22 protein-coding genes are annotated in these 24,811 nt (G+C 55.0%); all 22 read right to left on the bottom strand.

Going from position 1 to position 24,811, the window contains the following annotated elements; genetic code table 11:
* Window positions 1–6: 6 nt before the first annotated feature.
* Window positions 7–810, bottom strand: coding sequence for an acyltransferase (locus BHW66_RS00885; RefSeq protein ID WP_046435167.1), 804 nt, complete (start codon window positions 808–810; stop codon window positions 7–9).
* A gap of 89 nt (window positions 811–899) precedes the next feature.
* Complete coding sequence (locus BHW66_RS00880; protein ID WP_102738140.1) at window positions 900–2,159, bottom strand: Coenzyme F420 hydrogenase/dehydrogenase, beta subunit C-terminal domain; 1,260 nt, start codon at window positions 2,157–2,159, stop codon at window positions 900–902.
* Between the two features lie 16 nt (window positions 2,160–2,175).
* The gene (locus tag BHW66_RS00875; protein ID WP_046435169.1) at window positions 2,176–3,699 is read right to left on the bottom strand and encodes a hypothetical protein; all 1,524 of its coding nucleotides are present in this window, start codon (window positions 3,697–3,699) and stop codon (window positions 2,176–2,178) included.
* Complete coding sequence (locus BHW66_RS00870; RefSeq protein WP_046435170.1) at window positions 3,692–4,852, bottom strand: polysaccharide pyruvyl transferase family protein; 1,161 nt, start codon at window positions 4,850–4,852, stop codon at window positions 3,692–3,694. The genes BHW66_RS00875 and BHW66_RS00870 overlap by 8 nt, the downstream gene beginning before the upstream one ends.
* Before the next feature lie 6 nt (window positions 4,853–4,858).
* Window positions 4,859–5,887 (bottom strand): glycosyltransferase family 2 protein, encoded by a 1,029-nt coding sequence (locus tag BHW66_RS00865; RefSeq protein ID WP_102738137.1) that lies wholly within the window; start codon window positions 5,885–5,887, stop codon window positions 4,859–4,861.
* Between the two features lie 54 nt (window positions 5,888–5,941).
* Complete coding sequence (locus tag BHW66_RS00860) at window positions 5,942–6,946, bottom strand: glycosyltransferase (RefSeq protein WP_102738136.1); 1,005 nt, start codon at window positions 6,944–6,946, stop codon at window positions 5,942–5,944.
* Window positions 6,947–6,970: 24 nt separating this feature from the next.
* Window positions 6,971–7,819 carry a glycosyltransferase family 2 protein gene (locus tag BHW66_RS00855; RefSeq protein WP_046435172.1) on the bottom strand — a complete coding sequence of 283 codons (849 nt, stop codon included), beginning with the start codon at window positions 7,817–7,819 and terminating at the stop codon, window positions 6,971–6,973.
* Between the two features lie 3 nt (window positions 7,820–7,822).
* Entirely contained in the window at window positions 7,823–8,362 is a 540-nt protein-coding gene (locus BHW66_RS00850; protein ID WP_046435175.1) for a transferase, read from the bottom strand.
* Between the two features lie 33 nt (window positions 8,363–8,395).
* Window positions 8,396–9,970, bottom strand: coding sequence for a hypothetical protein (locus tag BHW66_RS00845; RefSeq protein WP_102758501.1), 1,575 nt, complete (start codon window positions 9,968–9,970; stop codon window positions 8,396–8,398).
* Window positions 9,971–9,995: 25 nt separating this feature from the next.
* Window positions 9,996–11,171 carry a glycosyltransferase gene (locus BHW66_RS00840; RefSeq protein ID WP_046435179.1) on the bottom strand — a complete coding sequence of 392 codons (1,176 nt, stop codon included), beginning with the start codon at window positions 11,169–11,171 and terminating at the stop codon, window positions 9,996–9,998.
* A complete protein-coding gene (locus tag BHW66_RS00835) occupies window positions 11,168–12,307 on the bottom strand; it encodes a glycosyltransferase (RefSeq protein WP_046435180.1) in 1,140 nt (379 codons plus the stop codon). Before BHW66_RS00835 ends, BHW66_RS00840 begins: the two co-directional genes overlap by 4 nt.
* A complete protein-coding gene (locus BHW66_RS00830; protein ID WP_046435182.1) occupies window positions 12,307–13,350 on the bottom strand; it encodes a glycosyltransferase in 1,044 nt (347 codons plus the stop codon). The genes BHW66_RS00835 and BHW66_RS00830 overlap by 1 nt, the downstream gene beginning before the upstream one ends.
* A 2-nt stretch (window positions 13,351–13,352) precedes the next feature.
* The gene (locus tag BHW66_RS00825; RefSeq protein ID WP_046435183.1) at window positions 13,353–14,183 is read right to left on the bottom strand and encodes an alpha-1,2-fucosyltransferase; all 831 of its coding nucleotides are present in this window, start codon (window positions 14,181–14,183) and stop codon (window positions 13,353–13,355) included.
* Window positions 14,173–15,312, bottom strand: coding sequence for an O-antigen ligase family protein (locus tag BHW66_RS00820; RefSeq protein ID WP_046435185.1), 1,140 nt, complete (start codon window positions 15,310–15,312; stop codon window positions 14,173–14,175). The genes BHW66_RS00825 and BHW66_RS00820 overlap by 11 nt, the downstream gene beginning before the upstream one ends.
* Window positions 15,313–15,352: 40 nt before the next feature.
* Window positions 15,353–16,318 carry a glycosyltransferase gene (locus tag BHW66_RS00815; RefSeq protein WP_046435187.1) on the bottom strand — a complete coding sequence of 322 codons (966 nt, stop codon included), beginning with the start codon at window positions 16,316–16,318 and terminating at the stop codon, window positions 15,353–15,355.
* Window positions 16,315–17,487, bottom strand: coding sequence for a glycosyltransferase (locus BHW66_RS00810; protein ID WP_102758500.1), 1,173 nt, complete (start codon window positions 17,485–17,487; stop codon window positions 16,315–16,317). Before BHW66_RS00810 ends, BHW66_RS00815 begins: the two co-directional genes overlap by 4 nt.
* Window positions 17,488–17,520: 33 nt before the next feature.
* A complete protein-coding gene (locus BHW66_RS00805; RefSeq protein ID WP_180975783.1) occupies window positions 17,521–18,699 on the bottom strand; it encodes a glycosyltransferase in 1,179 nt (392 codons plus the stop codon).
* The gene (locus tag BHW66_RS00800) at window positions 18,696–19,850 is read right to left on the bottom strand and encodes a glycosyltransferase (RefSeq protein ID WP_102758498.1); all 1,155 of its coding nucleotides are present in this window, start codon (window positions 19,848–19,850) and stop codon (window positions 18,696–18,698) included. Before BHW66_RS00800 ends, BHW66_RS00805 begins: the two co-directional genes overlap by 4 nt.
* Window positions 19,851–19,884: 34 nt before the next feature.
* Window positions 19,885–20,661: a glycosyltransferase family 2 protein gene (locus tag BHW66_RS00795; protein WP_046435191.1), complete on the bottom strand. Its 777-nt coding sequence runs from the start codon at window positions 20,659–20,661 to the stop codon at window positions 19,885–19,887.
* Between the two features lie 26 nt (window positions 20,662–20,687).
* On the bottom strand, window positions 20,688–21,536 hold the full coding sequence (locus BHW66_RS00790) for a sugar transferase (protein ID WP_102758497.1): 849 nt from the start codon (window positions 21,534–21,536) through the stop codon (window positions 20,688–20,690).
* A 42-nt stretch (window positions 21,537–21,578) separates the two neighbouring features.
* The gene (locus tag BHW66_RS00785) at window positions 21,579–22,250 is read right to left on the bottom strand and encodes a CpsB/CapC family capsule biosynthesis tyrosine phosphatase (RefSeq protein ID WP_046435193.1); all 672 of its coding nucleotides are present in this window, start codon (window positions 22,248–22,250) and stop codon (window positions 21,579–21,581) included.
* Window positions 22,251–22,313: 63 nt separating this feature from the next.
* Window positions 22,314–24,713 carry a tyrosine-protein kinase gene (locus BHW66_RS00780; protein ID WP_046435195.1) on the bottom strand — a complete coding sequence of 800 codons (2,400 nt, stop codon included), beginning with the start codon at window positions 24,711–24,713 and terminating at the stop codon, window positions 22,314–22,316.
* Window positions 24,714–24,811: the final 98 nt, after the last annotated feature.

The following is a 24,811-nucleotide window of genomic DNA, read 5'->3' as shown; positions in this document are numbered from 1 at the left end:
CCTTCGTTAAAGTATCTCTCCTTGCTGAAGAAGAATGAAACTACGACTATTAAACCGGCATATCGTACAAGAATGCCGACTATCTTGGTGGAATTGGTGTGGGGATATTTGGGAATTTTCAATTAAATTCATAAAACAAAGACACATCACAAAAATAACTATGAAAAAGGTTTTAAACCAATCCTTTGTTAATAACCGTGCAAACTGGTTCCAGTACTTGCGGCAAAAGATTCCCAATGCAAAAAACTGGAAATAGCGGGTTACCTCATACTCACACAATATGCCTCCCAGCGGGGAATCCCAGAATTCTCTTATTACCGGCACCCCAAAAGAGAGGAAATAGACGGAAGAAACGAGCAGGAGCCCGATGTCCAGCATGCGCTCCGTGCAACATAACCTGGATAACAGAGACAGGAAGATTAAAAACATCTGAAACAGGGTGATGGTAAACCAATATCCCTGGAAACCCGTGTGCAGCCATGTAAAGATTCCCTGACCCTGACAAAACAGGAACAGGGAACAAAACACAATCGTTCCAATTACCTGTGCCTGAATCTTCCTTTTGATGACGTCACCCACAAGGGAGGCGGTCCATTTCGTGCAAACCCTGTAGGCGAAGAAGCCGCTGACAAAAAAGAACAGCGGCATCCGGAAAGTCATGATCACCCAGTTTACAGTACTGTCCTTCACGTCGGTCAGGCCCATGGAGAAAAGTACTACATGACTGAATACGACGAAAATCATGGAAAAGCCCCGGAGGGCGTCAAAGTATCTCAGCCTTCCTGTTTTCTCCTCTATACATTTATTCATGTTGATCGGAACGTGTTTAAATCTGAAAGGTGTCGCATTTCAGACGATTACTATGCAGGTCTTTGATAATCAGTTTATTCAGGCAACTGTTAAGACTTTTCAGAGTGGTTTTTTTCTTTTCTGCCGGCAAGGAACAGTGAGCGGTAAAGAATACATTTCAACACGGATTTTAATTTCGTCTTTATCTTTGCAAGAAGCTTAGGGCGAAAATATGATTCCATCAGATTGACCGCCGCCTGATCGGAACGGCATTTGGCCAGCTTCCGGAAAAAGGAGTCCCGATGAGGGTTTTTCCGGGGATCAAAACGTAATCCCTCATTATGCGCTGCCGCCCATTTATATTCGGCAGGACGTAAAACGGACAGAGAGCCGCGCACAGATTCCAGCAATGCGTGAGCCCTGGGCGTCTTGCAGATAATGATGGAAAGCCCCTCTTGCATGACCAGATCCGGAAAATAGTTTTCCACTCCCCAAAAATCTCCAAGCGTGATATCGCTGCCGCTTTCCATATTTTTGGCAGGGCATTTTTCACATGACGGGCGGGAAAACATGCCTTCCAAAAAACCGCGTCCGTAGGCGGTTTCATAAATGGAATCTTCAAGGGGTGGGGTGTTGGTTGATTCCACCACGAAGGAATCACATCTCCAGCCCCGCGCAGGAGAGAAAGTCTTTTTTCTCATGAAAACGCCGGAAACATCGGAAATCCTGTTCTTGGCGATCAGATTGCGGAAAAAGGACTTCCAAACCTTCGGAGACGGTACGCTATGGCAGGCAATATCAACGGTAATTAAAAGTTCGGAGTTTTTCCGGATGACTTTTTTCAGCCCTTGAATTTGGCACGGAGTTCCGGAAAAAAGGACTTTACGGTTTGATTTCAGAAAATCACGGACCTGAAAGAATGCGTTTCCTATGGTGGATTGGACATATTTGCTGCCTTGGAAAAGATACAGGTCTTTTTTGTCTGTGATGAAATCGTGCCGGACTCCCATGAAATCTTCGTCCCACCTGGCTCCAAAAACGACTCCTCCCTCATTCAATACCTTCTCTGCCAAAATGGGAAATATTCCTCCGGAAGCGCTGTTCTGCGCCGTTAGGCTATCTCCGCTGCGTGCGGCATACGCTTTGATTGGTTCTCTGTCTGCCTCTTCCGCGGCGTTTTTTCTTTCTTCCTTCTGTGAAATCATGGGGCAGACGTTCTCGCACAGATGGCAGTCCACGCAGAGGTTTTGATCAGTTGACGGATAAAGGAAGCCTTCCTGATCCGGATGCATGGAAATGCATTTCCGGGGGCAGATTGTCACGCAGGCGTGGCAGCCGCAACAATCGTATTTGTTTTCCAAAATGATCATGTTCGTGAATGAAGAGTTAACGGTGAAGGTATTTTTTTGCCTGCACGATGACAATGCGGCGTTCTTCCGAGTTGAGGCCTAGGATGTAAATGCCTCCCATGGAAATAAGACAGGAGAAGAGAAGCACGAGGATATTCCCATATGGAAGGAGTGAGCGAAGATTCAGCAACATGAAATTCAACGCGCTGACCAGGAGAATAGTAAGAAGCGTTTTGAGAAAGACGGAACGAAGAAAGAGAGTAATGGAGAAGGAAAATCTTTTCTTTAGCAGGAAAAGTCTCAGGGCAGACGCAGCGAACGTCAGAATAATGGATACTACAAGGAAAGAAACGGGTGGATATCCCCATTGGAAGGCCAGATAGCTTAACGGGACGTTCAACAGGAGGATTGTTCCCACGCTGGCCTGGTAGAAAGCGATTTTCCCTGTAGCAAGGAGAACGGTGATCAAATAGGTGGAGTAGCTTTCCGCCAGCACATTGGCCAGGAAAAGGATAACGAAGATGTTGGTGTACGCGGGAATTTCCTTGAGCCAGAGAGATAGGATGAAATCAATGTTGAAGCACAGGGGGAGAATGAAGACGGCCAGCAGAAAGAAGCTGTAGCGCGTTCCGTTGAAGACAAGTTTCCACATGTGTTCGTAGTCTCCCGCCGCGTAGCTTTTCGTGATTTGCGGCTGCATGGCGCTGGAAAAACTTCCCATCAGGGCCGTGACCCCGGCGGATACCTGGGACGCCACGGCCTGCGCGGCGTTGATGAGTACGCCGAAAAAGAGGTTGATGACCACGTTGATGCCGGAACCTTTCAGCAGCCAGGCGATGGAGCCGAAGAGGTTCCATGAATAAAATGCTCCCATTTCCTTGAGGAATGGCTTGTCCAGGATGGCCCGGTAGCGGCAGATGGGGTAATGCCGCATGCAATAAAAGACGTAAAAGCCGCTCGAAGCCAGGGTGAGCAGGAAGCTGTACCCGGCAAAGTAAATCAGCCTGTCCATGGGAACGTAATACAGCAGGATGACGCATATTACTTTGACCCCTGTCAACAGGATTTCTACTGTCGCCAGCACCCGGAAATTTTCATGCGCAGCCAGCGTAGCGGTGTACGCCACGTTGAGCAGGCTTACCAGGAATGTCATCAGGGAAATCTGATAGACCCAGTTGACGGCATTCATTCGGTCCGCGGGAAAAACCATGCGGCAATTAATTGCCCACAGCCCCACGGTTTCTCCCATGATGAATATCACCAGGGCAAAAATGAAGAGGATGCTCAGGGAGGAGGAAAAAACCTTGTTCAGCCTTTGGTTGTTGTTCCTTCCCAGTTCATAGGTGATGAACCGGCTGATCGCCGTGTTCAGACTGCCGTTGAACAGGCCGAAGAGCGCCACCAGGCTGCCGACGACGTTGTAAATCCCGTAATCCGGTATTCCCAGCGCGTCCAGGGTAAGGCGCGACGTGTACAGCCCGATGACCAGATTGATCAACGAACGGGTGTAAAGCAGTATGGTGTTGCGGGCAATGCGTTTGTTGCTGTTTTCTTCAGCCATGGCGGGTAGCGGAGGTGCATTGTTGAATGGCGTTTTTCAGGAACTCCATGGAATGAATGCGCAGAGCCTCCCAGTTCCGTTCGACGGCCGTCCAGTTAATGGGACGGTCCAGTTGTTCGGCCATGGAGCCTTTTTCCGGATGGTAGATCCTGTCTTCCAGCCCCAGAGATTCCAGCAGGGAGAAAATACGCGTGTTCTGGACGGCTGTTTCTCCTTTTTGAAGAATGGTTATAAAGGGCTTGCGCATGATAAGCGCGAATACTGTGCCATGGAAGGAATTGGTGATGATGCAGAGGGCTTCCTGGAAGGCCTGCAGGAATTCATAAGGATCCGGGGAGATGGAATATTTTTCCGGGATGCAGCATTCCGCTCCCTGGAGAGGAATGACGCGGAGCGGGGCGCGCATTTTTTTCCCGGCCTCTTTCACCTGCTTCCAGGGAAGCCGGGAAAGCTGGCCTGTGTTGAGAAAATAACCCAGGACGCACGGTTCGGAAAAGTACGGCGGCCTCCCTTCCGTCAGCCGGGAGTATTCCCGGCGGTCCAGGAGCAGTGTGGGGTCCAAAACAACTTCCACTTTTTCTGCGCCGGCTTTCCGGCATATTTCCACCCCGTGTTTTTCCCGTACGGAAATGGCGGAGAATTTAGGGAATTCCCGCTGGGCCAGAGCAAGCCATTCCGGGGGCTGCTTCCCCCATGCCGCGCTGGCGGCATAGGCTATGCGCTTGCCGGCAGGGGCGAAATCCAGGAGTTTTTCCGGTTCGCAGGATGTCCATATCTGGTCGCTGCCCGCCAGGTATGCGTCAAAATCCAGTTCTTGCGCGTTGAGTTCTCCGGGGAGGAAAATGGGGGACAGGGAATGTATCTCCTGTTTAATAAAGGATTCAAATGAAGGGGCAGGCCGCGGGGCTTTCCGTTCCGGTTTCAGGGAACGGGCGCAGCGGGCAAGCAAATTCCAGGGATGCCGACAGTAATAGTCCAGTTTTTGCCGAGTTGTGGGAGGGGGGGGGACGGGAAGCGGTCTGGGGAGCTGCTTGATCAGGGCGGATTGAACGGACATTCCTTCCAACACCTGCTGCATGGCATATAACTGCATCAGGGAGCCGTAGTTGCGGGTGATGAACGAATAATGGATGGTGATAATGCCTATCTTCATTGGGCGTCAGCTTTTAAAAGAGTTTCTAACGGCGTTTGAGAGAGCCTGAAGACGGGTTCCGAGGCCGAACTGCATTCTGAGGTGCCGCAGAATCATCTGGAGAGAAGCAAGCTTTTTCCCCCTCCTCAGGTAATTCATGTAAGGGAAGGAGGTTGAGGCCGCGATGGCAGCCTGATCCTTGTGGTCAAGCTGCCGGATGATTTGCCGGTAGAAGTTTTTTCCGGAAAGGGCCCTTCTCAGCGTGCCTGTGATGCGTTCCCTGCATTCCCCGCGTTCCAGGCCGGAGGGGACGCACCGGTAGAGGCGGTAGATGGCATTGATGGAATTGATGAAATCCGACGTTTTCATTCTTCCGCGGACAATATTGTTCATAATGCTGCTTTCGTGGCCGGCACGGTAATGGTACAGGGGTTTCCGGATGATGGAGACGCGGCGGCTGTGACAGAGCATCCGGGTGGAAAATTCCATATCTTCGGAGACTTTGAGTTCCGGCGCAAAGTGGATTTGATGGGCGCGGATCGTTTCCACGCTGAAAAGTTTCGCCCAGATGGAGACGTCTACCAGAGCCGCTCCGGAGAAGGATTTTTCAGTCACCGCGTATTCGTCCCGCATGTTTCCGGAGGGAGGGTAAGGCGTTTCCATGGAAACCTCCTGATGATTTTCCTGATGGATGCAGATGGAACACATCACCATATCGGCGCAGGATTCCTCCATGGCGGAAAGGAGGCTTTCCAGCGCGTCGTCCTCAACCCAGTCGTCCGAGTCAATGAATGTCAAATAAGGGGCGGAGGCCAGTTTGATGCCCAGATTGCGTGCGGCGGAAACGCCCCTGTTCCGCTGGTGGATGATTTTGAAACGCGCGTCTTTGTTTCCGTATTCGTCCAGAATGGCTCCGCTGCCGTCCGGCGACCCGTCATCTATGCAAATGCATTCCCATTCTTTCAGGGTCTGGCGGAGAACGGAATCCAGGCATTGGCGCAGATGGCGTTCCACATTGAACACCGGAATGACGATGCTGACGAGAGGCTGGGTCATATTGTTGAAAGGCTGTGTATGGGCGATGCCGTTTGGATGAGGGTGCGCAGAGGGTTAAATGTTCCTTGCCTTCAGCAGAAGGTGGGCCATCCGGTATCTGCGCGCCGCCAGCAGACGGCAGACGAGGTGGAAGTAGCGGCCGCACAGGGGAAGCTCCGCCTTGCGGGCGGCCAGGCCGCTGGAAAGGAAGTCCCGGAATACTTCCCTGCGCGCGGCATAAGGCTGCCGCTGGAGGGCATGGAAAATCACGCTGATTTTTTGCAGGATGTAGCCTTTGACAATGGGAATATCTTCCTGCGGAAGGGAAAGGGTGCTGGCCCAGGCCAGGAATTTGGTTGTGAGCGCGTCTATGTCCCGGACGAGATTGAAGCGGCTGCGCTTGGCCGCTCCGTTTTCCGTTTCCTGGGCGCGGTAATGGTAGAAGGCTTTTTTGAGCAGGATGATGTCCGGGGCGCAGGCGGAAAGGTAGTCCAGGACAAACTGGAAGTCTTCAAACACGACGGCGGAGGTATTGAAGAGAATGCCGTTTTTTTTCAGGAGTTCCGTGCGGAACAGTTTGTTGCAGGAGGATTCCATGTCCAGGCTGGTCAGCAGGTAGCGCAGGAAAGCCCCCGTTTCCCCCGCGGGGATGTGCTGGTTCCGGCTTGGAAGGGTGGTTTCCGTGCGGATGAGCCGGGAGCCCGCATGGAAGTCCTTGCTGATTCCATAGCAGAGGAGGGCGGCTTCCTGCGCGCGGAGAGCTTCCTCATGGAGGCAGGCCAGCATGTCCGGCTCCACGGTATCGTCCCCGTCCACAAAGGCGGTCCAGTTTCCCCTCGCCACGGAGAGCCCCGCATTGCGCGCGGCGCTTACGCCCCGGTTGTCCTGGTGGATGGCGGTGAAACGGGCGTCCTTCCGGGCGTATTCGTCCAGGATGGCTCCGCTGTCGTCCGGGGAGCCGTCATTGATGCAGATGCATTCCCAGTCCGTCAGGGTCTGGTTCCTGATGGAGTCCAGGCAGTCCCTGAGGAAGGGGCCGGAACGGTAAACGGGGATGATGATGGAAAAAAGGGGGGGCATGGAGATAAAGCGGGGTAATGGCGGTCAGCGTTCCGTGTTGGCGGAGCCTTGTTTCTGTTTCTCGAATTGCCGGGCATCCACGAGGGTCCTGTACCACCATCCCTGCATGAAATGCCATAAAAATCCTTCCCTGCCGTCCAGAAAACCCAGTTTCAGGAAGTAACGGTAGCAGAAGTAGGCGAAGGAACGCCAGAAGAGCGGCTGGCGGGCGTAGCGTTCCTTCATAGCGCGTTTTCTGCCTGCCTGGCCGTCGATGCCGGAGGCCGCCGCGGAGGAGGAGAGGATGTCTTCAATATCCGCCGCTTCCCGGGCGGAATAGTCCACGTGTTTGTGCGCCCACCATCCCAGGTCATTCAGGTTTTCGTCCACGAAGTCATATTCGAATTCAACGGAGCGGCCCCGGCTGAGTTCCATGTGTTCGTCCATATGGCGCTGTTCGCACCTGGCCGCGCCGTAGCGGAACAGCCGCAGCAGTTTGACCGGGTAAACGCCGTGCTTCATCCACCGGCCCAGGAAAATATGCCTGCGCTTATGGATGATTCCGGTGACGTCCGGGGAAAGGGCGGGCAGTTTTTCCTTCAGCTCTTCCAGGGCTTCCGGCATGAACCATTCGTCCGCGTCCAGCCTCAGCACCCATTCTGCGGTGATGGGGCAGTTGTCCAGAGCCCAGTTGAACTGGAGGGCGTACAGGCCGGGCCATTCATGCTGGATGACCTTCACCCTGGGGTATTCCCGGCAGATGGCGGTGGTGTTGTCTGTGGAAAAACAGTCAATGACAAAGACTTCTTTAGCGACGGGCAGAATGTTTTCCAGACAGCGGCGGATATGGAGTTCCTCATTTCTGGCGAGGATGATAACGGAGAGGTCAAGCATGGTTTAGCGGAGCGTGCGTTGTTTGATGAATCGGGCCGGGTTCCCGCCCACAACCGTCCAGGGAGCCACATCCCTGAATACGGCGCTGCGGGCTCCTACCACGGCTCCCCGGCCAACCGTCACCCCCATGCCCACAAAGGCCTGCGCCGCCACCCATGCCTGGTCTTCCACGGTAATGGGGGCAGAGATAAGGGCGTGGGCGGGGTCCGAGATGTCATGGGAGGCCGTGCAGAGGAAGGCCCCCTGGGAAATGACGGCGTGGTTTCCGATGGAGATGGGGGCCTTGTTGTAGATTTCCGTATCAGGGCCGATGCAGGCGTATTCCCCTACGGAGAGATTCCATGGCGCCCAGATTTTACTGCTGGGGTAAACGAGGGAGGCAAGCGGTATGTTTGCCCCGAACAGGCGGAGCAGCAGATTCCGGGGGACTTTCATGGCGTTGGTGACCAAGAGCCGGAAGAGAGTCCGGTTGACGATGTACCAGCAATACCGTTTGAGGCGGTGGCTGAGGGAGTAGTGTTCCTGGTAACGGGAAAGATCCATGGCTGGGGGTGGAGGTGAGTGGTGAAAGAGGGGTTATGGCCGGGGTGCGGCGGCTGGTTCCGCGTCTGTTTTTATTCCGGTGGAAAAGGGGGCCAGCGGCCCTTCCGCGGACTGGCCCGCCTTTTGGAAATAGATGTTCCGGAAGGCGCGTCCTTCTCCGGTTCCCCAAAGCGGGGCGTTCCAGGGATGTGCCGGATGGTGGAGATGCCCCTTCCATTCCCGCTGCATGTTGGCCAGCCGCGCGGGCTTCGTCAAGGCGAGCGTGGGTGCGGCCTTGGCGAAGACGGAGAGGCTGGGGAGCGCGGCCAGGATCAGGTAACAGACGCACAGCCGGCGCCACCGGGGCGGCCCCATCCGTTCCGAGAAGATGCGGGTGAAGAGGAGAGCCAGGCAGAAGAAGCTGACGCTGGAGGCCTTGTAGCAGAATTCATTGTAGCCGCCCACGGAACCTATGTAAATGAAGTAGGTAAGGGTGAGAATGGCCAGGGCTGACCAGAACAGGGCGTCTTTTTTGAAGCGGCGGAACAGGAGCGCCGCCGGGACGCCTACCGTCAGCAGCCAGGAGCCGACCATGGCGGCCCAGAATTTCCAGTTGCCGTACTGGAGCAGGTCAAAGGGGGAATCCTGCCACGTCAGGCGGATGCGGTTGTTTCCATTGCTGCTCGTGAAATAGATGCCGGCCAGCAGCACCAGCGCGGCGCCCGCCAGCACTGTCCAGGAGGAGAAGTATTGCCTGACGGGCGTGCGGCGGATCAGCGTGCTGACGGCGATGAAGACCAGAAGGCCCAGCGAGCCGATGGGTGAGGCGAGCAGGCACAGGGAGGCCAGGAAGAGCTGGTTTTTGGGCGGAATGTCCCAGGCGGCCGCCATGGACAGGAACAGCCACAGCAGCGTGGTGTGATGGAAGGTGTTGTGAAGCTGCATGGTGGGGGGCACGCCCCCGAAGAACGCCAGTACCGTCAGGTAAAGTTCATGGGCCAGCGGCCCCTGCAAATGGAATAAATGAAGCCCCCACCTGACGATGCCGTCCAGCGGGCCCTGGAAGATGAGCAGGAGCAGGAAAAGCAGGGTGGCTGTACGGAATTTGCTCCAGAGGACCGTGAGGGTCAGCGCCAGCCCCAGCCCCGTCCAGGCGGTCAGGACGTAGTTGATGATGAAGATGTCCGAACAGGAGAAACATTTGCACGCCAGAGCCGGGGGAAGCCAGAAGGCGAGGTAGTAGATGAAGGGCCGCCCGCCCGCGTCCACCAGCGGCCAGTCGCAGCGGATGAGAGTTTCATAAATGGGGTTGCGGACCACGAAGTCCGCGTGCTGGGAAGTGATTCCCGTCATTCCGCCCGCCAGAAGCCACAGAAGGGAAAGGGCGAGGACGCAGAGGTAAATGGCCATCTGGCGCCTGGTGAAATGAAGCGTAGGGGCCGGGATTGTTGCGCCCAGCAGGACGGCTGCCGCGGCTACGGCCGCAGCGGCCGGAACGGAGAACAGGGGCCTGACCCATCCCAGCAGAAAAAGGATGGTCGGGAGTGCCATATAGGCCACGGCGCAGGACGCAGCAAGCCTCCCGCTGACGGTGAATGCGATGTCCGTTTGTTTCCGGGTCTGTTCCATGTAGAGGGAAAGGGGGAAGGCGTGTTCAGGAGGCGTCTGGGCGGAAAGCTTTTTCCCACTGGGGAATGATATGTTCCCGCGTGAATTTCCGGCTTTTGGCTATGGCGTTCCTCGCCATGGCGTGCAGGTCGGCCGGTTCCCGCATCAGCCCTGCGGCCATTTCCGCCATCCGATGCGCCTGGAAACCGCTGGCTGCGGGCAGGATGCAGCCGTCCTTTCCGTGGTCCACCAGGTCATAGGCGGCGGAGAAGCTTCCGTAAACGATGGGGGAGACGCCGAAGGACATGCCTTCCACGATTACCAGGCCGAATCCTTCATATTCCGAGGTTAACAAGAGCAGGGAGGCCTGTTCGTAATACGGGGCAGGATTTTGGAAGCCTTCAAAGGAAACGTGTTCCAGGCGGTGTTCCGCGCAGAATTCCTGAAGGGAGCGTTTTTCCGGCCCGTCACCCACCAGGCGGAGAGTCCAGTCCGGGAAGCGGGGTTCCAGCAGCGCCCACGTTTCCAGCACGCGGGAGACCCGTTTCTGGTTGGGTTCCAGCCGTCCGACAAAGAGAACCTCCTTTTTCTTGAGGGCCGGATCATAGCGGAATTCCGGGTTTTCCACGGTAATGGGGTTGGGAATCGTCAGAAGTTTTCCGGTATCTTTCAGTCCGGTGATGTTCCGGAAAGCCTGGTGGAAACTGTCTGAAAGGAGAATGTAACGGTCACTGTGAGCGTAAACGTAACGCAGGCTGGCCCCGGTGGCCATGGCGCAGCCTTTCAGCAGAAGGCGCAGGAACGCCCTGTTCACCGGGTTTCCCGTCCGGGCCATGCGCATCCGGAGGCCTTCCAGCCGTGCGTTGCAGTCCGGGGCGTTATGGTGGACGGCCAGCAGGCGGCAGGGCAGGCCTTTCATGGCTTTCCGGCACAGCCTGGTGACGTGGAAGGGCAGGCACCACTGGTTGATGATGACGTCAATGCGGCAGGTGGCCAGGATGTCCCGCAGGGCATCCCGGTTGGCCCGGCTGGAGACGGGGTAGCTCAGCCGGTGCAGGGTGACCCGGTTGTCCAGCGCAGGGGTGGGCGTTTCCGTCACCTGTTCAAAGGAAACCACGTGCACCGCATGGCCCCGGGCGGAAAATTCATTCGCCAAAATGGCGGTGACGGTTTCCACGCCGCCCACGGAAGGGAATTTTCCGAGCAAAAAGAGGATGTTCATGGGAGATAGACAAATTCCGGTTTGGCTTCCTGCCCCAGCAGATACCGGTACAGGCGTTTCATGCAGTCGGCCGCGTGGGGGGCGGCGCAGGTTTCCATGACGAGGGCGCGGCCGCGTTCGCCCATGGCGAGCCTTTCCTGCGGGGAGAGGCTGAAGGCGTTTTCCAGGGCTGCGGCCAGGGAAGAGGAATCGTTGCCGCACCACCAGCCGCACCGGCGGGTGTTCAGCGCTTCCCACGGCGTTCCCCGGCTGGCGATGACGGGCGTTCCCGCCAGCAGGGCCTCCGCAATGCTCATGCCGAAGTTTTCCTGGTGGCTGGGGGCGCACAGGACGTCCAGAGAAGCGAGCATTTCATATTTCCGTCTTCCGGAGACAAAGCCTGTGAAGGAGATATTGGAAATGTTTTCCGCCCGGACCAGTTCTTCCAGCCGGGCCTTGTATTCCGGGTCTCCGTCCCCGATGAGCAGAAGCTCCGCGTTCGGGAGGCGCAGCTGCCCCCAGGCCGTGATCAGGGCCTCCAGATTTTTGATGGGATGGAGTCTTCCCAGGAATCCGGCCCGGAAGCCCTCGTGCCCGGGGCGCCTGATATCCGCAAGATATTCCGGAATCCGCACCGGATTGGGGATGACGGCCACGGGGTTGGAAAAGCCCATGTCCCTGTAGTATTCCATTTCCTTGTCGCAGGTGACGTGGACGCAGGCGGCTCCGGAGATGTCTTTCCGGTGCCCCAGGGCGAGCATGAGTTTCTTTTTCCAGCCACCGCGCTCCAGCGCCTGGGGGTACAGCATGCCGTGCAGGGAAACGATGCAGGGGGTGTCCGTTTTGCGCGCGTGCGCGCATGTAGCGTGGTTGACGTCCAGCCACAGGCCGTTGGTGTGGTAGAGGCTGTATCGGGAACCGGCCAGAAAACGGCGTATGTTCCGGGAGACGGCGAGGGGAGTGCGGGCGTCAAACGGGCAGGCATGGATAAAGCTGTCTTCTCCCACCATCCGTTCTTCCGGGGAGCCGGGCTGGAGGGTGAGGATGTCCGTGGGCATGCCGGAAGCGTTCAGAGCTTTGACCAGGTCATAAGTGCAGGTGCTGGTGCCCCCCGAACGGGAGTCAAGGGATGCGATGGTTTGTAATATGGGAGCCATTAATCTAAAAGGGAGGTATATGCCTTGAGCTGCGCTTCCACGCGGCCGTTCCAGTTGATGTCCGCTACGCGGCGCGCCATGGTTTCATAGTTCTCTTCAACTTCATGAATGGCGTTGCTCAGGCCGTCGGGCGCGGCTAGGGAAAAGACCGCGCCCGTTTCCAAAGCGGTCACCATGTCGGCGGCGCTGCCCACCTTGTCGCTGGCGATGACGGGCAGCCCCCGGAAGAGGGCTTCTTCCACGACCAGCCCCCAGGGTTCATAGAGCGAGGGGAGGATGAACACGTCATGCCGTTCATAGATTTCCGGGAGCCTGTCATTGGGGAGGTGGCCCAGAAAGCGGATGTTGCCCCCGGCCATGTTTTTGAGAAATTCCTTCTGGGGACCGTCCCCCACGATGGTCAGAGGCCGCCCGTTGGAGTTGAATTCCCTGATGAGCAGTTCCAGATTTTTTTCCGGCGCGAGGCGCCCGACGTAAATGTAGTTCAGGGGGGCGGACGGGGAATGGGGACGGGGGCGGCGGCCTTCCATGTTAAAGATGCCGACGCTGCCCGTGACGTGGATGTCGCCCGGGTAGCGGATATGTTCAAACAGGGCGCGGTGGGGAGAACCGGAAGGGAGCGCCGCGCTCATGCGGCGTATGACGGCTTTTTTAAGCAGGCCTTTCCAGCCGTCCATGCCGGAATCAATGGCTGACGATTCGCAGATGACGGCATTGCGGCGTTTTGAGGAAAGAAAGCTGTAGATGTTGTATTCCGGCGCCATCCAGCCGGAGAACAGCACTCTGCGGGCCCGGACCCGGGCCATCAGTTTCAGAAGCCTGAACAGGACAAGGGCCTTGTTTCTTTTTCCCGCGTCTCCCTCATGCAGAAAGAAGTAGTCAAAGCCGTTCTCATTGCCGGAAAGCCGGGTATTGACCGCTTCCGCTCCATAGCCGTAAAGGACCAGAAGAACGGAGTGTTTTTTCGCCAGTTCCTCACAAAGCCTTGCCTTGTAGAAGGAGGGCGTATTGGTCAGGTAGATGAAGTCATATTGCTTGTTCATATTTAAAGCAGCGTCTTGAATTCATCCGGAATGCGGGTGCTGTCTCCCAGAACGGCTTCCGGAACGCGGTCCCGGAACACCCTCTTGAAATGCCTTTTGTTGAACAGGATGGGGCGTTCCCCCATGAAGGCCCCCCAGGCGGAGAAAGTGGAGTCCGAAGCGATGACCCATTTGCACTTGCTGATAGCGTACATGTCCGCGTAGGCGTTGCCGTAAAACGCGCGCCTGACGTTGGGCAGGGCCAGCAGCTCCCGCAGCTCTTCGTCCGAGCCGTCGGAAAAGAGGAGGAATTGCTGGGACGGCTTGATGGACAGGATTTCCTTGACGAGATTCACGTACCAGAGGATGTCCACCCGCATTTCCGGGGAATAGTCCCCCAGCCGCACGTGAATGGCGATGCTGTCTTTCAGGGCTTCCGGACGCACGTTTTCAATAATTTCCTTTCTGGTGATTTTTTCAATGAATTCATGCACCAGGTCCATGTGTTCATTGAGGTCGTCAAAGTATTCCCCCATGCCGCGGATTTGTTTCACCCTCCGGGAGCCGGGGCGCAATTTTCCCGCAAGCAGCAGTCGGATTTTTTTGAATCCGCTGATTCCCAGTTTATTAAAAATTTTGAAATAGACTCTTTTATCTTTCTCCCGGCGCAGGAAGGTTCCCGGGCTGAGTTTGGTCCAGGTGGGGGAAATGTAGCCTGCGTTTTCCCGCCTGCTGAGTATGTAGGCGCGAGCCGCCACAAACATGCAGTTGGCAAGCCCCGGTCCTGATAAACGGAACCAGCCAAAGTCATAATCCGAGAGGACAGGGTAGAAATAAGTTTTTTCAGATTCCATGTTTAAGGGCTGTCATGCGTTTTTGCAATACGGCGAAGGAGGTGAACAACAGGGTGGTGACCACCTGGTTGATTCCCCATAGATATGATTCGAAGTTGGCGGCGATGAGAACGGAGATAATGACGAACAGGTGTATCCTGTCATAATCGCAGGCGGATTTGTGGAATTTCCGCCAGACGGAGCAGGTATAATATGCCATGAACGCAAACAGGAAAATAGAGTAGGGAATGCCTATCATTTTCATGATGTCAAGATAGCCGTTATGGGACCCAAGGCCGCTTACCGCCTTGGCTTTTTCGCTCTGTTCCACGTCAAAGCCGTTTCCCAGGATGGGGGATTCGGCGATCATGATGAGGGTTGCTTTCCGTTCGCCTTCCCGGGAGGATGAGAAATCCATATTTTCCACGGATTCCGTGAACCGGTTCAGGCCGGTGGAAGAGATTCCCGCCATGGGCAGGATGATTTGCCAGGCGAGCACTCCGGCCAGGAGTACTGCCAGAAATTTAACGTTCAGACCGTATTTGATGACGAAGGTCAAACAGAGAATGCCTATGGAAGCCCGGCTGCCGGAAAGGAATGTGGCCAGGACGCATAGAAGGATGATGGCGATTTTTTTCTTTGAGCGGTCGGAAGAATCCAGAATCATGGCTCCTGCGCATAATGAGGAGATGGCTCCCAGCCCATTTGCGTTGCAGAATCCCAGGGTGTGGCGGCCCTCAAAAATAACATTGTTGTGAACAAAGCCGAGAAGGATGAGCAGGCTGGTGACGGCCGCCAGAATCGGCATGAGGCGCTGTAAATAGAATGACAGGTCCTTCTGGACGGAAAGCGCAATCATCAGGCAGCAGACGACCTTGGCAATCAGATAAATTCCCGTTTTCTCATTAAGGTCAAAAATACCGAATGTGAATTGATACAGGATGAAAATGAAGACGAAGGAATAGATGAAAGGAGATGATGAGACCGTCTTCCGGTCAAAGACGCGCCCGGAGTTGATCAGCAGCAACAGAGCTCCCAGCCCCAGAAGAAAGAAAGACCCCATGGAGCCAATGCTGTTTAAGAGCATGTGCTGCTGGCCAAGCTGGCAGAGAATGAAGGCAAAAGCCCAGTATTTGCAGAGTGCGGCCATGTCCGGATTCGCTGGTTTTGAGTGAAACTGAAAAAGATTGTTACTGCATATATCCCAGTTGGCGCAGTTGCGGAAGGAGACGGGTCATTCTTGTATCCCATGATGCGTTTTCCCGGGCGACGGCCAGGTTTTTATCCGCCAATTCCTGATAGGAGGAGATGTTGTCCAGAATCTGGGACAGCCGGCTGCCGATATCTTCATCCGTCTCCAGTTCAATGACGGGATTGTACCCCAGCAGATCGACCAGTTCCTTGGGGGCATGGCCGACAATGAGCGTTCCGGAAAGCATGCATTCCCAGTAGCGCTGCGTCAGCGTTTCCACATCGCCCGCCATTTCCGGGTGGGTTCGGCAGCGCGGGTAGCAGATGACGATTTTTGAGGAAGCCAGTCCTTCGCACAGCGAAGGAAAGTCCGGAAAGACGAGGCGGCCCGGCTCTTCCGGGTAAAGATAGCTGAGGCGGGGAGACGACTGCCGCATTTGAAGAATGGCCTCGTGCACGGGCTGCATCAGGCGCCCGATCTGGAGAATGTCCGTCCGGCGTCCCTCCAGGGGGCCTCCGTCCCGGTAGCCGGCGGGGTCTATGCCTTCCGGAACATGAACAGCGTGAATATGCGGAAGTTTTTCCGCCACGTATTCGCAAACTTGGGATGAGGTGCACAACAATGTTTGCACATGGTGGCGTCTCAGGGAGGAGATGAGGCGCGGCCAGTACCGGGGCCAGACGTCCCACAGCATGGGCACGATTTCATTTGCATAACCGAACGGCCACGCGAATGAATCCGGATAACCGGCTCCCGGCACCAGCAGCGCCCTGCGTGAACTGGTGAACAGGCGGAAATTCCGTGAAACGCGGGATTTGGCGATCAACAAACGCAGATTCCACGGAACGGAGATTCCCTTGACCGTTTGTCCCCCGCTGGTTGTCCATGCGTCCGCGAACCATTGCATGAAGAATTGGTAATTGCCTTCTTTTCTGATAGGTTCCAGTAATGTTAAATGTTTCATGATTTTACTGCGTTGAACATGTTTTCCCATTCAGAGACAGTCTGCTCCAGGTTGAATAGGGGCGCCGCGGCCAGTCCGTTTGCCGCATAGGTGGAGAGGTCTGATGACGTCATCTCGCGCATGGCCCGGCACAGGTCTTCCGGATTGTCCGACTCAAAAAAGATGCCGGCGTGATGTTTTCCCACTATTTCCCGGCAGATAGGTATATCCGCCGCCAGAATAGGCAGCCCGCAGCACATGGCTTCCACCTGGACGAGTCCGAAGCCTTCGCAGCGGGAGGGAAAGACCAGGATGGAATGGCGGGGAAATTCTTCCTCCATGTTTCCGCAGGGGCCGTGCAGAATGATTCGGTGGTGCAAACCGTTGGAGGATATATATTCTTCAATCCATCCTTTCAGCGGGCCATCCCCATAAATATGGAGATTCCATTCCTGGTCCGTTTCAATGAATCTGCGGAACGCGCGGACGGCCAGATCAGTCCCTTTTTGGCGGGAGAGAGCTCCGACGTAAACGAACGTTTTGCTGGTGAGGGACGATTTTCCGGCCGGTTTCATCGTGTTGGGGTTGTAAATCCGGCGGGCGGGAAGATGATGTTTTTCCTTGAATTCTTTTTCGTCCCCGTCAGACAGGACGATGACTTCATCGAAACGATGGTAATACGCCTTGATGGCCTCCTTCATGTACCGGGAGAAGAAGGCACCCATGTTGGTGAAATAATTGTCATAGGAGGCATGGGACCACGTCATGATTCTCATGCTGGGCAGGAGCTTCTTTTTGGTAAGGGCGAGAAGCAGGGAGTCTTCAAATCCGGAACCAAAAATGACCACATCATATTGATGTTTATTGAGGTGGTTCGTCAGCGCTTTTTTGAAGCCTGACGTGTAGCGCGCGGCCGCGTATAGCCGGCAGCCGAGGGCGGAGCTGAACAGAGGGGTTTTGGTGACAAGAAAGTCCGCCGCGGAGCGGCGAACTTTCTCATATAAATTCATTTCCTTGCAGTAGATATGAATTTGTTCCCGGTTGATTCCGTGAATGCCTGACTGCGGAAGGTTTTTCAGGGAATAGAGGCTTACGTCATGGTTGCGTGACAAGGCGTCCATCAGACAGGTCAGCACTTTTGGGACGCCTCCTATTCCGAAATCCGACCATGCGACAAAACAAATTTTCATCTCTGCCAATGATTTGATAACGTTTTTCTGATCCTACAAAATGGCGTTCCACCTGGATGCCAGGTTTGCGGGGCTGAATTTTTGGGATATGCTGAGGCTGTGAAGGCTGAACCGTTTCATCTCGTCGGGATTGTTCGTCAGGGCCATGATAGCGTTTGAGTAATCTTCTTCCTGAAAGGGGGGAATGAGGATGCCGTTTTCCCCGTGGGAGATAATATCCCGGACGGCAGGGTAGCTGTCAAAGGCAATAGGAACACACCCGTGCTGCATGGCTTCTACAAGAACGAGGCCGAATCCCTCAAACGTGGAAGTCATGCAGAATACGGAGGCTCTGGAATAGTAAGGTTCCGGATTTTGAAAGCCGTGGAAGGCAATTCGGGAAAGCCCCAGTTTTTGGGCGGAATCCTTAAGCAGCTCCGCATCCGGCCCGTTACCCACAATATCCAGATGCCAGTCCGGGCATGCTTTTTCCACTTTTTCCCATATGCGCAGGAGCCTGTCCACTCCTTTTGAGGGGTTGTCCAGCCTGCCGACAAACAGGCAGCGCGGTTCTTTTTTCTCTTCCCTGGGAAGAGAGGGCGGTTCCACGATATTGGGAATACAGGAGAGCTTGTTCCCGGGGACGGAGGGACACAGTTTTTTGAATTCTTCAATGCCCCCTTCCGAGAGCGTCACTATCTGGTCATAGTCTGAAGCCAGTTCCCGGAACAGGCTGCGCTGAAGCAAAACGGCCCTGCATTTTTTTAATGCCAGGATAAACGTATTATAGAAAAATGAACGTGTCTTGCCGATCAGGCCGCGTCCGGCGGGCTTCCGGTTGACGGTCCGGTAATGTTTCAGGTAGGTATATTGGGAGCTGTGCTGCACGGCAATGAGTTTAACGGAAACCCCGTTCATGTGCCCGCGACGCCGGAAAATTCCCCACCGCCCCACAATTCCTCCTTCCGTCTGGTCAATGATGGTTTCAATTCCTCTTTCCTTAATCAAGTTAAGCAGAAAATCCTGTTCTTCCTCCCGTCTGAGGGACGCGGGAATGAACACGAGATCCGTCGGAGGCACGTATTCTTCCCCCAGCCTGTTTTTGTTTCTGCAGAGGAGCGTTACCCGGTGGCCTTCACCGGCAAGCATGGCGGCCAGGCGGTGAGTGGCCCGCTCCATGCCTCCCTGTTTGCCCAGGGGTTCATTGGGAAGATAGATGACGATGTTGCTCATGGCTGGTCCTGCAGGCATTCCATCCACAGGGGAATAACCTTTTCCGGTTGATAGTTCGTTAATACTCTGGTGGAGGGAGGGACGTAGGGGCCGCTCATCAGTTCATCCATCTCCCGCGCGAAGAGGCGCAGGCTGAAGGGCGGGATGAGCCGTCCCGTCTCCCGGTCCGGCAGCATGTCTTCGGCAGCGTGGAAACTGTTGAAAACCACAGGAACGCAGCCGTAGGAAAGAGCTTCGTTAATCACCATGGGCATGCCTTCATGGGTGGAGGTGAGGCAGAGTATTCTGGCCTTGCGGTAATAGGGCGCGGGTTCCTGGACCCCTTCAAAATGGACGTTTTCCAGCTTCAGCCGTTCCGCCATCCGTTCCAGATTGCCGCGTTCCGGGCCGTCCCCCACCAGGTACAGATGCCAGTCCGGATGAAGCGGCTGCACTTTTTTCCAGACGTTCAGCAGGCGATCCACCTTTTTGGGAGAATCCGCCAGCCGCCCCACATAAAGAACGGCGTTTTCCTTTCCGGAAAGGTCGGGCTGAACGGGATCATAAGTCAGCAGGTTGGGGATGGCGTACAGACGGGCTCTTTCCGGCGCTCCCGCCAGCTGGAGGGCGTCTTCCGTGTAATGCCGGGAAAGAAAGACCACCTTGTCTGACCCGCGGAACATGTCCCTGTATTTCCTCCTTTTGTTGCTGACGGCCGCATGTTTTTTATAGGGCAGCAGCGCATGGCGCAGCAGCGTTTTTATGGTATTTCCCCAGGTGGAGAAATCCTTCCGGAGCAGGGAGGGGAAGTAATCCAGCCCTGTGCGGACGTCAAAGGAAATCCAGGAAATGATGGACGCCTGGATGTCAAGGTGTTCATGGCTGAAAAAGAAGGAGTCATCCTGATTGGCCCCGCAGTTGATGAGGCCGTCCGTCTTTTGTGCGGAACATAGATTTTCCACATATTCCCTGTTTTCCCTGCAGAAGAGCGTGTCCTGCCGCGGTAGGGTGAAATAAGGCAGTTCGCCGGGAGGGGCATCCGCCTGTTGGAGAGACAGGAAGGAAACCCGGTGGCCGTGCCGCGACAGGGCTTGCGCCAGAAGATACGCCGCCCGTTCCGTTCCTCCCGCATGGGGCAGGATGGGTTGGTCAAAATAGAAAATCAGGTTCATGACGCAGTGACGGACAGGTGCGGATTGGGAAAATCTAGCGGGTTTTGAACAGGTAATGGATGGGATTGCGCGTGCTGCCTGCTTTGGCCAGCAACCGGGTTACTCCGTAATGCCACGGGTAAGGGAGGTTGTTTTTCCTGAATGCCTGTTTGTTCTGGCGCGTGTTCCTCAGGATGGCCCGCAGGCCCGCCGTACTGGAGCCGCCGGTGCGCATGAATACCATGTCGCGGTCGATATAGGCGGTGGAAATATGGTTTTTTTCTATAAAGCGCAGCATGAGCTCAAAATCCGCCGCGCTGCCGATAGCGGGGTCAAAGCCGCCGTAACGGGTAAAGCAGTCCCTTTTACAATAGAATGTGGGGTGCGCCGGGCACCAGCCGCGCTGGAAGGAGCCGGGACGATACTCCGTTCCGCGCCATGTGCGTACGATTTCCCTTGCCCCGTTGATGTAGTGCAGATTGCCATGTACGGCATCCGCCCCATGCCGGGCAAACGCTTCGGCAATGGTTTCCAGCACGCCTCCGTCCTGGTAATAGTCATCCGCATTCAGAAAGCCGATGATATCTCCCGTAGCCATGCTTATCCCTTTGTTCATGGCATCATAAATCCCCTTGTCCGGTTCGGATAGCCATTTCATGCGGCCGGAAAATTGATGACTGTATTTTTCAATCAATTCCACGGTTCCGTCCTTGCTGGCCCCGTCCACCACAATGCTTTCCATGTCCGGATAGGTTTGCCGCAGAATGCTTTCCAGCGTGTCTTGCAGCGTTGCAATGCTGTTATAACAAACCGTAATGACTGAAATTTTCATTTTTGGCGGGGGGGGGAGAGGAAATTTTATTGGACGCTTTTCTGACGGCTCCTCATGATAAGCTGGGTATTTGCCCTAAGACCTTTGGTCGGCAGGTCTTTGGGAGTCAAGGGATGAGCGGGTATGCTCAGGGAGGGGACAGGTTCTTTTCGGATACTTCTTAAAATGAGTTGCGTATTTTCTTTCAATCCGTAGGTCATCAAATCTCTGGGCTTCAGTACACGGGCCGGTGTACTCAGGGCATCCGGACGCTGCTGAATACCTTCCCTCTCGACAACCTTGAGGAAGGTGTAAAAAAGGATATTCAGGTCATACCGGAAGGTCAGGTGGCGTTGGTAGCTCAGGTCATAACATACCCGCTGACGGAAGGTGAGGTTGTTGCGTCCGCGAATCTGGGCCAGCCCCGTGATGCCCGGGCGCAGGGACATTCTTTTTTTCCGGGTGGAAGGGGTAAAAATGGCCATTTGATCGGGAATCCAGGGACGTGGGCCGATAAAGCTCATGTCCCCCAGCAGAACGTTGATGAGTTCAGGCAGTTCGTCCAGGGAGGTGCTGCGCAGCAGGGAGCCCAAGACTGTTGTGCGTTCTTCGTCCGGGAGCAGGTTCCCTTCCTTGTCCCTGGTGTCTTTCATGGTTTTGAATTTGATGATATGAAAGGGTTTGAGGCCGTGCCCGATGCGTTTTTGCAGGAAGAAGGGAGATGTCCGCTGGACGATGGCCAGCAGAATAGCCAGAATGGATAATACCGGAAACAGACATATAAGGCCGAAGAGTGCACCCGTGAAATCCAGGGCGCGTTTTCCGTAGCGTCTGTAAAAATGATGATTACGATACAGCGGGGTGCTGAAGGGGATATTAGTTGTAGGGGTTGGCATGGGTGTAGTACGAGAGGTTGTTGATAGGGTGAGTAGGCAGAGTCAGTTTTTCAGAGGCATGCGTTTGGCCATGGCGATGTTGTGGCTGTCTGTTCCCCACCATTCGTAAAGTTGACGGGTGCGGAACGTTTGTGCCAAGGCTGCGGCGGATTTGCCGTAAAATCCTTTCAGGGAGCCGACATTGCCCTGATATTTGACGCCTTCCTGTTGAGTCAGTTGGAGGAAATCTTCCTGCTGCAGGAGGCGGCCATAGCGTTCAGGGTGCGCCAGGACAGGGATATAGCCCCTGTCCCGGACGGCGCTGATCATGTCCTTCCAGGCGCCGGGAAGGTAGTACTGGGGCAGTTCCACCAGAAGGTGGATTCCGTCGTAGGTCAGGGGAGTGTATCGGCGCAGCTGCTCATTGAACTGGTTGTCCAGCATGTATTCCGCCGCGAGCCGGAGCTGGAATTGTTCTTCCCTGGTGTCGGCAAGCAACTGGTCGAAACGGCGGCGCAGGAAATCGGGCGTATTGTCCGGGTAGCGCGCCATGATATGGGGGGTGCAGTAAGCTCCTTTAAGTCCCATGGCCTTGAGCCGGCGAATGATTCCCAGGCTTTCTTCAAGGCAGGTGGCTCCGTCGTCTACTCCCCATAGAATATGGGTGTGCATGTCCATGCCGTCCGGAAAGAGGCTGGATGTCGCATACCGGGGGGTGAACAGGTTGCCGAACATGATTGCTGCCGAAAAGAGTAAAAAGCAGGGAAGAAGGCCTTGGGCTTATGTATGGCCTGCACCTTATTTATTTTGTTTCCTGCTGGTTTGCTGCGGTTCTTTGGTCCCATAGCCATACTGGTAACCGTAGCCATAGCCATAGTAGCTGTAGCTGGCGGACTTGAAGTTGACTCCGTTGATGATGTACGCCATGTTGGGCAGTTTCCCCTGATCGGCCAGTTGCTGGATTTGGAACAGATAGCGTTTGTCTATTTTTCCGCTGCGCACGGCGTACAGGGTAATATCGCTCAAGGATGCCAGAATGGCGGTATCTGCCAGAATGCCGTAGGGCGGAGCGTCGATGATGACGGCATCATACTGTTTTTTGAGGATGCCGAGGATATGGCCCAACAGGGGATGGCTGAGCAGGGTGACCGGATTGGGCACCATGGGGCCGGTGTAAAGGATATCCATGCCACGGGAGTTTTCTCCCAGGGGGCGAATGATGCCGGTGGTGTCGGGGTTCTGTTGGAGCAGGATGGAAGTGAGTCCTTTGCGTCCGGAACCGCCGAGACGCCGGGTCAGGGAGGATTTGCGGAAATCTCCGTCAATAAGCAGTACTTTTTTGCCGGCATAGGCGAAAGCTGCGGCCAGATTGGCGGAGGTGAAGGTTTTCCCTTCTCCGGGGAGGGTAGAGGTAACCAGAATGACGTGTCCTCCCTGTTCCGGCCTGGGGAGCATGGAATCTACGTTATTGCGCAGGATGTGGAAGCATTCCGCGATGACGGAATGTTCGTCCTGAATGAAAAGACCGGTATTTCTACTTTCTTTTTTGTTCATCTGGGGCAGTTCGGCAATGACAGGCTGCCTGTTTGTGGACGGGAGATCGTGTTTATTGTTAACCTTGTTGTTCAACATGGCCGCTCCCATGAAGGCAAATATGCTGAACAGGGCACCTCCCGCCGTTCCTCCCGCGATGTATTGAATGGTTTTTGGGGAAATGGGAAAGTTGGGCCCATGGGCGGTTTCCAGAACCCGGGCGCTGGATTCCGTTACCGCCATAGCCAGGGCGTTTTCCTGTTCCTTGCTTAAGAGCATCAGGTAAAGTTCCTCCTTAACCTTGTGTTCGCGGACCAGGGGAATGATTTCCTGTTCCCTGCTTGCTGTCTCCGTGAGTCGTTCAGTAAGGGAATCCCGTTTGCTGATGAGCTGGTTGAGCTTGAGATTCAAATTGCTACGGTAGTTGGAAAGAGCTTTGTTGGCGGCCGCCCTGGTGGAATTCATCCTGTCGCGCAAGCTCACTGTAATTGGGTTCTGGGAACCGGCGCTTCCTGCAATTTTCTGATATTCCAGATAGGCTTCGTTATAGTGTTCTATCTGCCGGGCAATACCGGAATCGGGAAGTCCGGTTTCCACGGAAATCAGGCCCTGTTTGCGTTCGGTTTCCTTAAGATTGTCTGCCAGGATGGCTGCCAGTTTGATTTGTGTTTCGAGATCGAAAATTTCTTTTTCCAGCGCCTGGGACGTGCTGAAGTCCGCGCTCATGGTGGTATCCGTATCCTTGACAATGTCGCTTTTCGTCTTGAATTCGGTGATCTTTTTGTCCACGTCACTCAGGGCGGCTCCGAGTTCTTTCAGGCGGCTCTGGATGAAGTTTTCCGTTTTAAGGGCCGCCTTGTTTCGTTCATCCTTGGAAATTTGGTTGTAAACCTGGATGAGGTGGTTGAGGACGTCTTCCGCTTTCTGGGGATTACTGGCCGTCAGGGACATTTCCAGAAGGCTGGATTCTTTGGCGTCCGGACGGGTGACTGTCAGTCCGTGGAGCAGGTTGTTAGCAGTTTCAAGCACGGGCTTGTGCCGGACAATGACAGTTTTTTCATTCCACGCATCGGTCATCAGGGATGTTGGATGGATGGAAATGACGGCAAAGGGAAGTGTAAGAGGTTTTCCGTAAAACCCTTCCAGCTGGACTGATTCCCCCTGGTTATTGGAATGGCTAAGCATGAACCTCTTTTCATCTAGAGGCGTGATCTGCAGGGTACAGGCTCGTTGCTTATCGATCCGTTCAAAATGGACCAGCAGGGGGCTGGTTTTGTAGAGGTCGATTTCCCTGAAATCTTTTTTTTGCCAATAGGAAGTGTTGAGATTGAGGTCTTCCACCACTTTTTTCATTAATGCGGTGGATTTGAGGATGAAGCTTTCGTTGGCCAGGTTGGCTGCGCCGGAATCGATGCCCAGCTCTGCCATAATGCGTTCCGAAGATGCGTCACTGCTCGTTTTGGCATCGCGCATCAGGACGCTGGCCGTCTTCTGGTAAATGTAATTCTGTCGGCCGGCTAGGTAGTAAGCCGCCGTACCTCCGGCGAGGGCTGCCAGAATGATGATAAACCAGTAGCGGCGCAGGACGAGCAGCACCGTGTCCAGGGAAGTTGTTTCTTCTGTGTTTTCCGTAACAGGCGGAGTGGGAGCGGTATTATTTGCCATGGAGGAAAGAGGGTGGAATGTTGTTTGGAAATACTGGACCCCTGGGGAAGCGGTCCGATGCAATCGGACCGTCCCTATATTTCCGTTCACAGGTATGA

The organism is Akkermansia sp. 54_46 (assembly GCF_001917295.1).
Taxonomy (GTDB): domain Bacteria; phylum Verrucomicrobiota; class Verrucomicrobiia; order Verrucomicrobiales; family Akkermansiaceae; genus Akkermansia; species Akkermansia muciniphila.
Note: the sequence above shows the minus strand (reverse complement) of the source record. Positions and strands in the feature narration are given on the sequence as shown.

Excerpts from the sequence above, each read along its gene's own strand:
- BHW66_RS00885 (WP_046435167.1), bottom strand. The coding sequence starts at position 810 with ATGAATAAATGTATAGAGGAGAAAACAGGAAGGCTGAGATACTTTGAC.
- BHW66_RS00880 (WP_102738140.1), bottom strand. The coding sequence starts at position 2,159 with ATGATCATTTTGGAAAACAAATACGATTGTTGCGGCTGCCACGCCTGC.
- BHW66_RS00875 (WP_046435169.1), bottom strand. The coding sequence starts at position 3,699 with ATGGCTGAAGAAAACAGCAACAAACGCATTGCCCGCAACACCATACTG.
- BHW66_RS00870 (WP_046435170.1), bottom strand. The coding sequence starts at position 4,852 with ATGAAGATAGGCATTATCACCATCCATTATTCGTTCATCACCCGCAAC.
- BHW66_RS00865 (WP_102738137.1), bottom strand. The coding sequence starts at position 5,887 with ATGACCCAGCCTCTCGTCAGCATCGTCATTCCGGTGTTCAATGTGGAA.
- BHW66_RS00860 (WP_102738136.1), bottom strand. The coding sequence starts at position 6,946 with ATGCCCCCCCTTTTTTCCATCATCATCCCCGTTTACCGTTCCGGCCCC.
- BHW66_RS00855 (WP_046435172.1), bottom strand. The coding sequence starts at position 7,819 with ATGCTTGACCTCTCCGTTATCATCCTCGCCAGAAATGAGGAACTCCAT.
- BHW66_RS00850 (WP_046435175.1), bottom strand. The coding sequence starts at position 8,362 with ATGGATCTTTCCCGTTACCAGGAACACTACTCCCTCAGCCACCGCCTC.
- BHW66_RS00845 (WP_102758501.1), bottom strand. The coding sequence starts at position 9,970 with ATGGAACAGACCCGGAAACAAACGGACATCGCATTCACCGTCAGCGGG.
- BHW66_RS00840 (WP_046435179.1), bottom strand. The coding sequence starts at position 11,171 with ATGAACATCCTCTTTTTGCTCGGAAAATTCCCTTCCGTGGGCGGCGTG.
- BHW66_RS00835 (WP_046435180.1), bottom strand. The coding sequence starts at position 12,307 with ATGGCTCCCATATTACAAACCATCGCATCCCTTGACTCCCGTTCGGGG.
- BHW66_RS00830 (WP_046435182.1), bottom strand. The coding sequence starts at position 13,350 with ATGAACAAGCAATATGACTTCATCTACCTGACCAATACGCCCTCCTTC.
- BHW66_RS00825 (WP_046435183.1), bottom strand. The coding sequence starts at position 14,183 with ATGGAATCTGAAAAAACTTATTTCTACCCTGTCCTCTCGGATTATGAC.
- BHW66_RS00820 (WP_046435185.1), bottom strand. The coding sequence starts at position 15,312 with ATGGCCGCACTCTGCAAATACTGGGCTTTTGCCTTCATTCTCTGCCAG.
- BHW66_RS00815 (WP_046435187.1), bottom strand. The coding sequence starts at position 16,318 with ATGAAACATTTAACATTACTGGAACCTATCAGAAAAGAAGGCAATTAC.
- BHW66_RS00810 (WP_102758500.1), bottom strand. The coding sequence starts at position 17,487 with ATGAAAATTTGTTTTGTCGCATGGTCGGATTTCGGAATAGGAGGCGTC.
- BHW66_RS00805 (WP_180975783.1), bottom strand. The coding sequence starts at position 18,699 with ATGAGCAACATCGTCATCTATCTTCCCAATGAACCCCTGGGCAAACAG.
- BHW66_RS00800 (WP_102758498.1), bottom strand. The coding sequence starts at position 19,850 with ATGAACCTGATTTTCTATTTTGACCAACCCATCCTGCCCCATGCGGGA.
- BHW66_RS00795 (WP_046435191.1), bottom strand. The coding sequence starts at position 20,661 with ATGAAAATTTCAGTCATTACGGTTTGTTATAACAGCATTGCAACGCTG.
- BHW66_RS00790 (WP_102758497.1), bottom strand. The coding sequence starts at position 21,536 with ATGCCAACCCCTACAACTAATATCCCCTTCAGCACCCCGCTGTATCGT.
- BHW66_RS00785 (WP_046435193.1), bottom strand. The coding sequence starts at position 22,250 with ATGTTCGGCAACCTGTTCACCCCCCGGTATGCGACATCCAGCCTCTTT.
- BHW66_RS00780 (WP_046435195.1), bottom strand. The coding sequence starts at position 24,713 with ATGGCAAATAATACCGCTCCCACTCCGCCTGTTACGGAAAACACAGAA.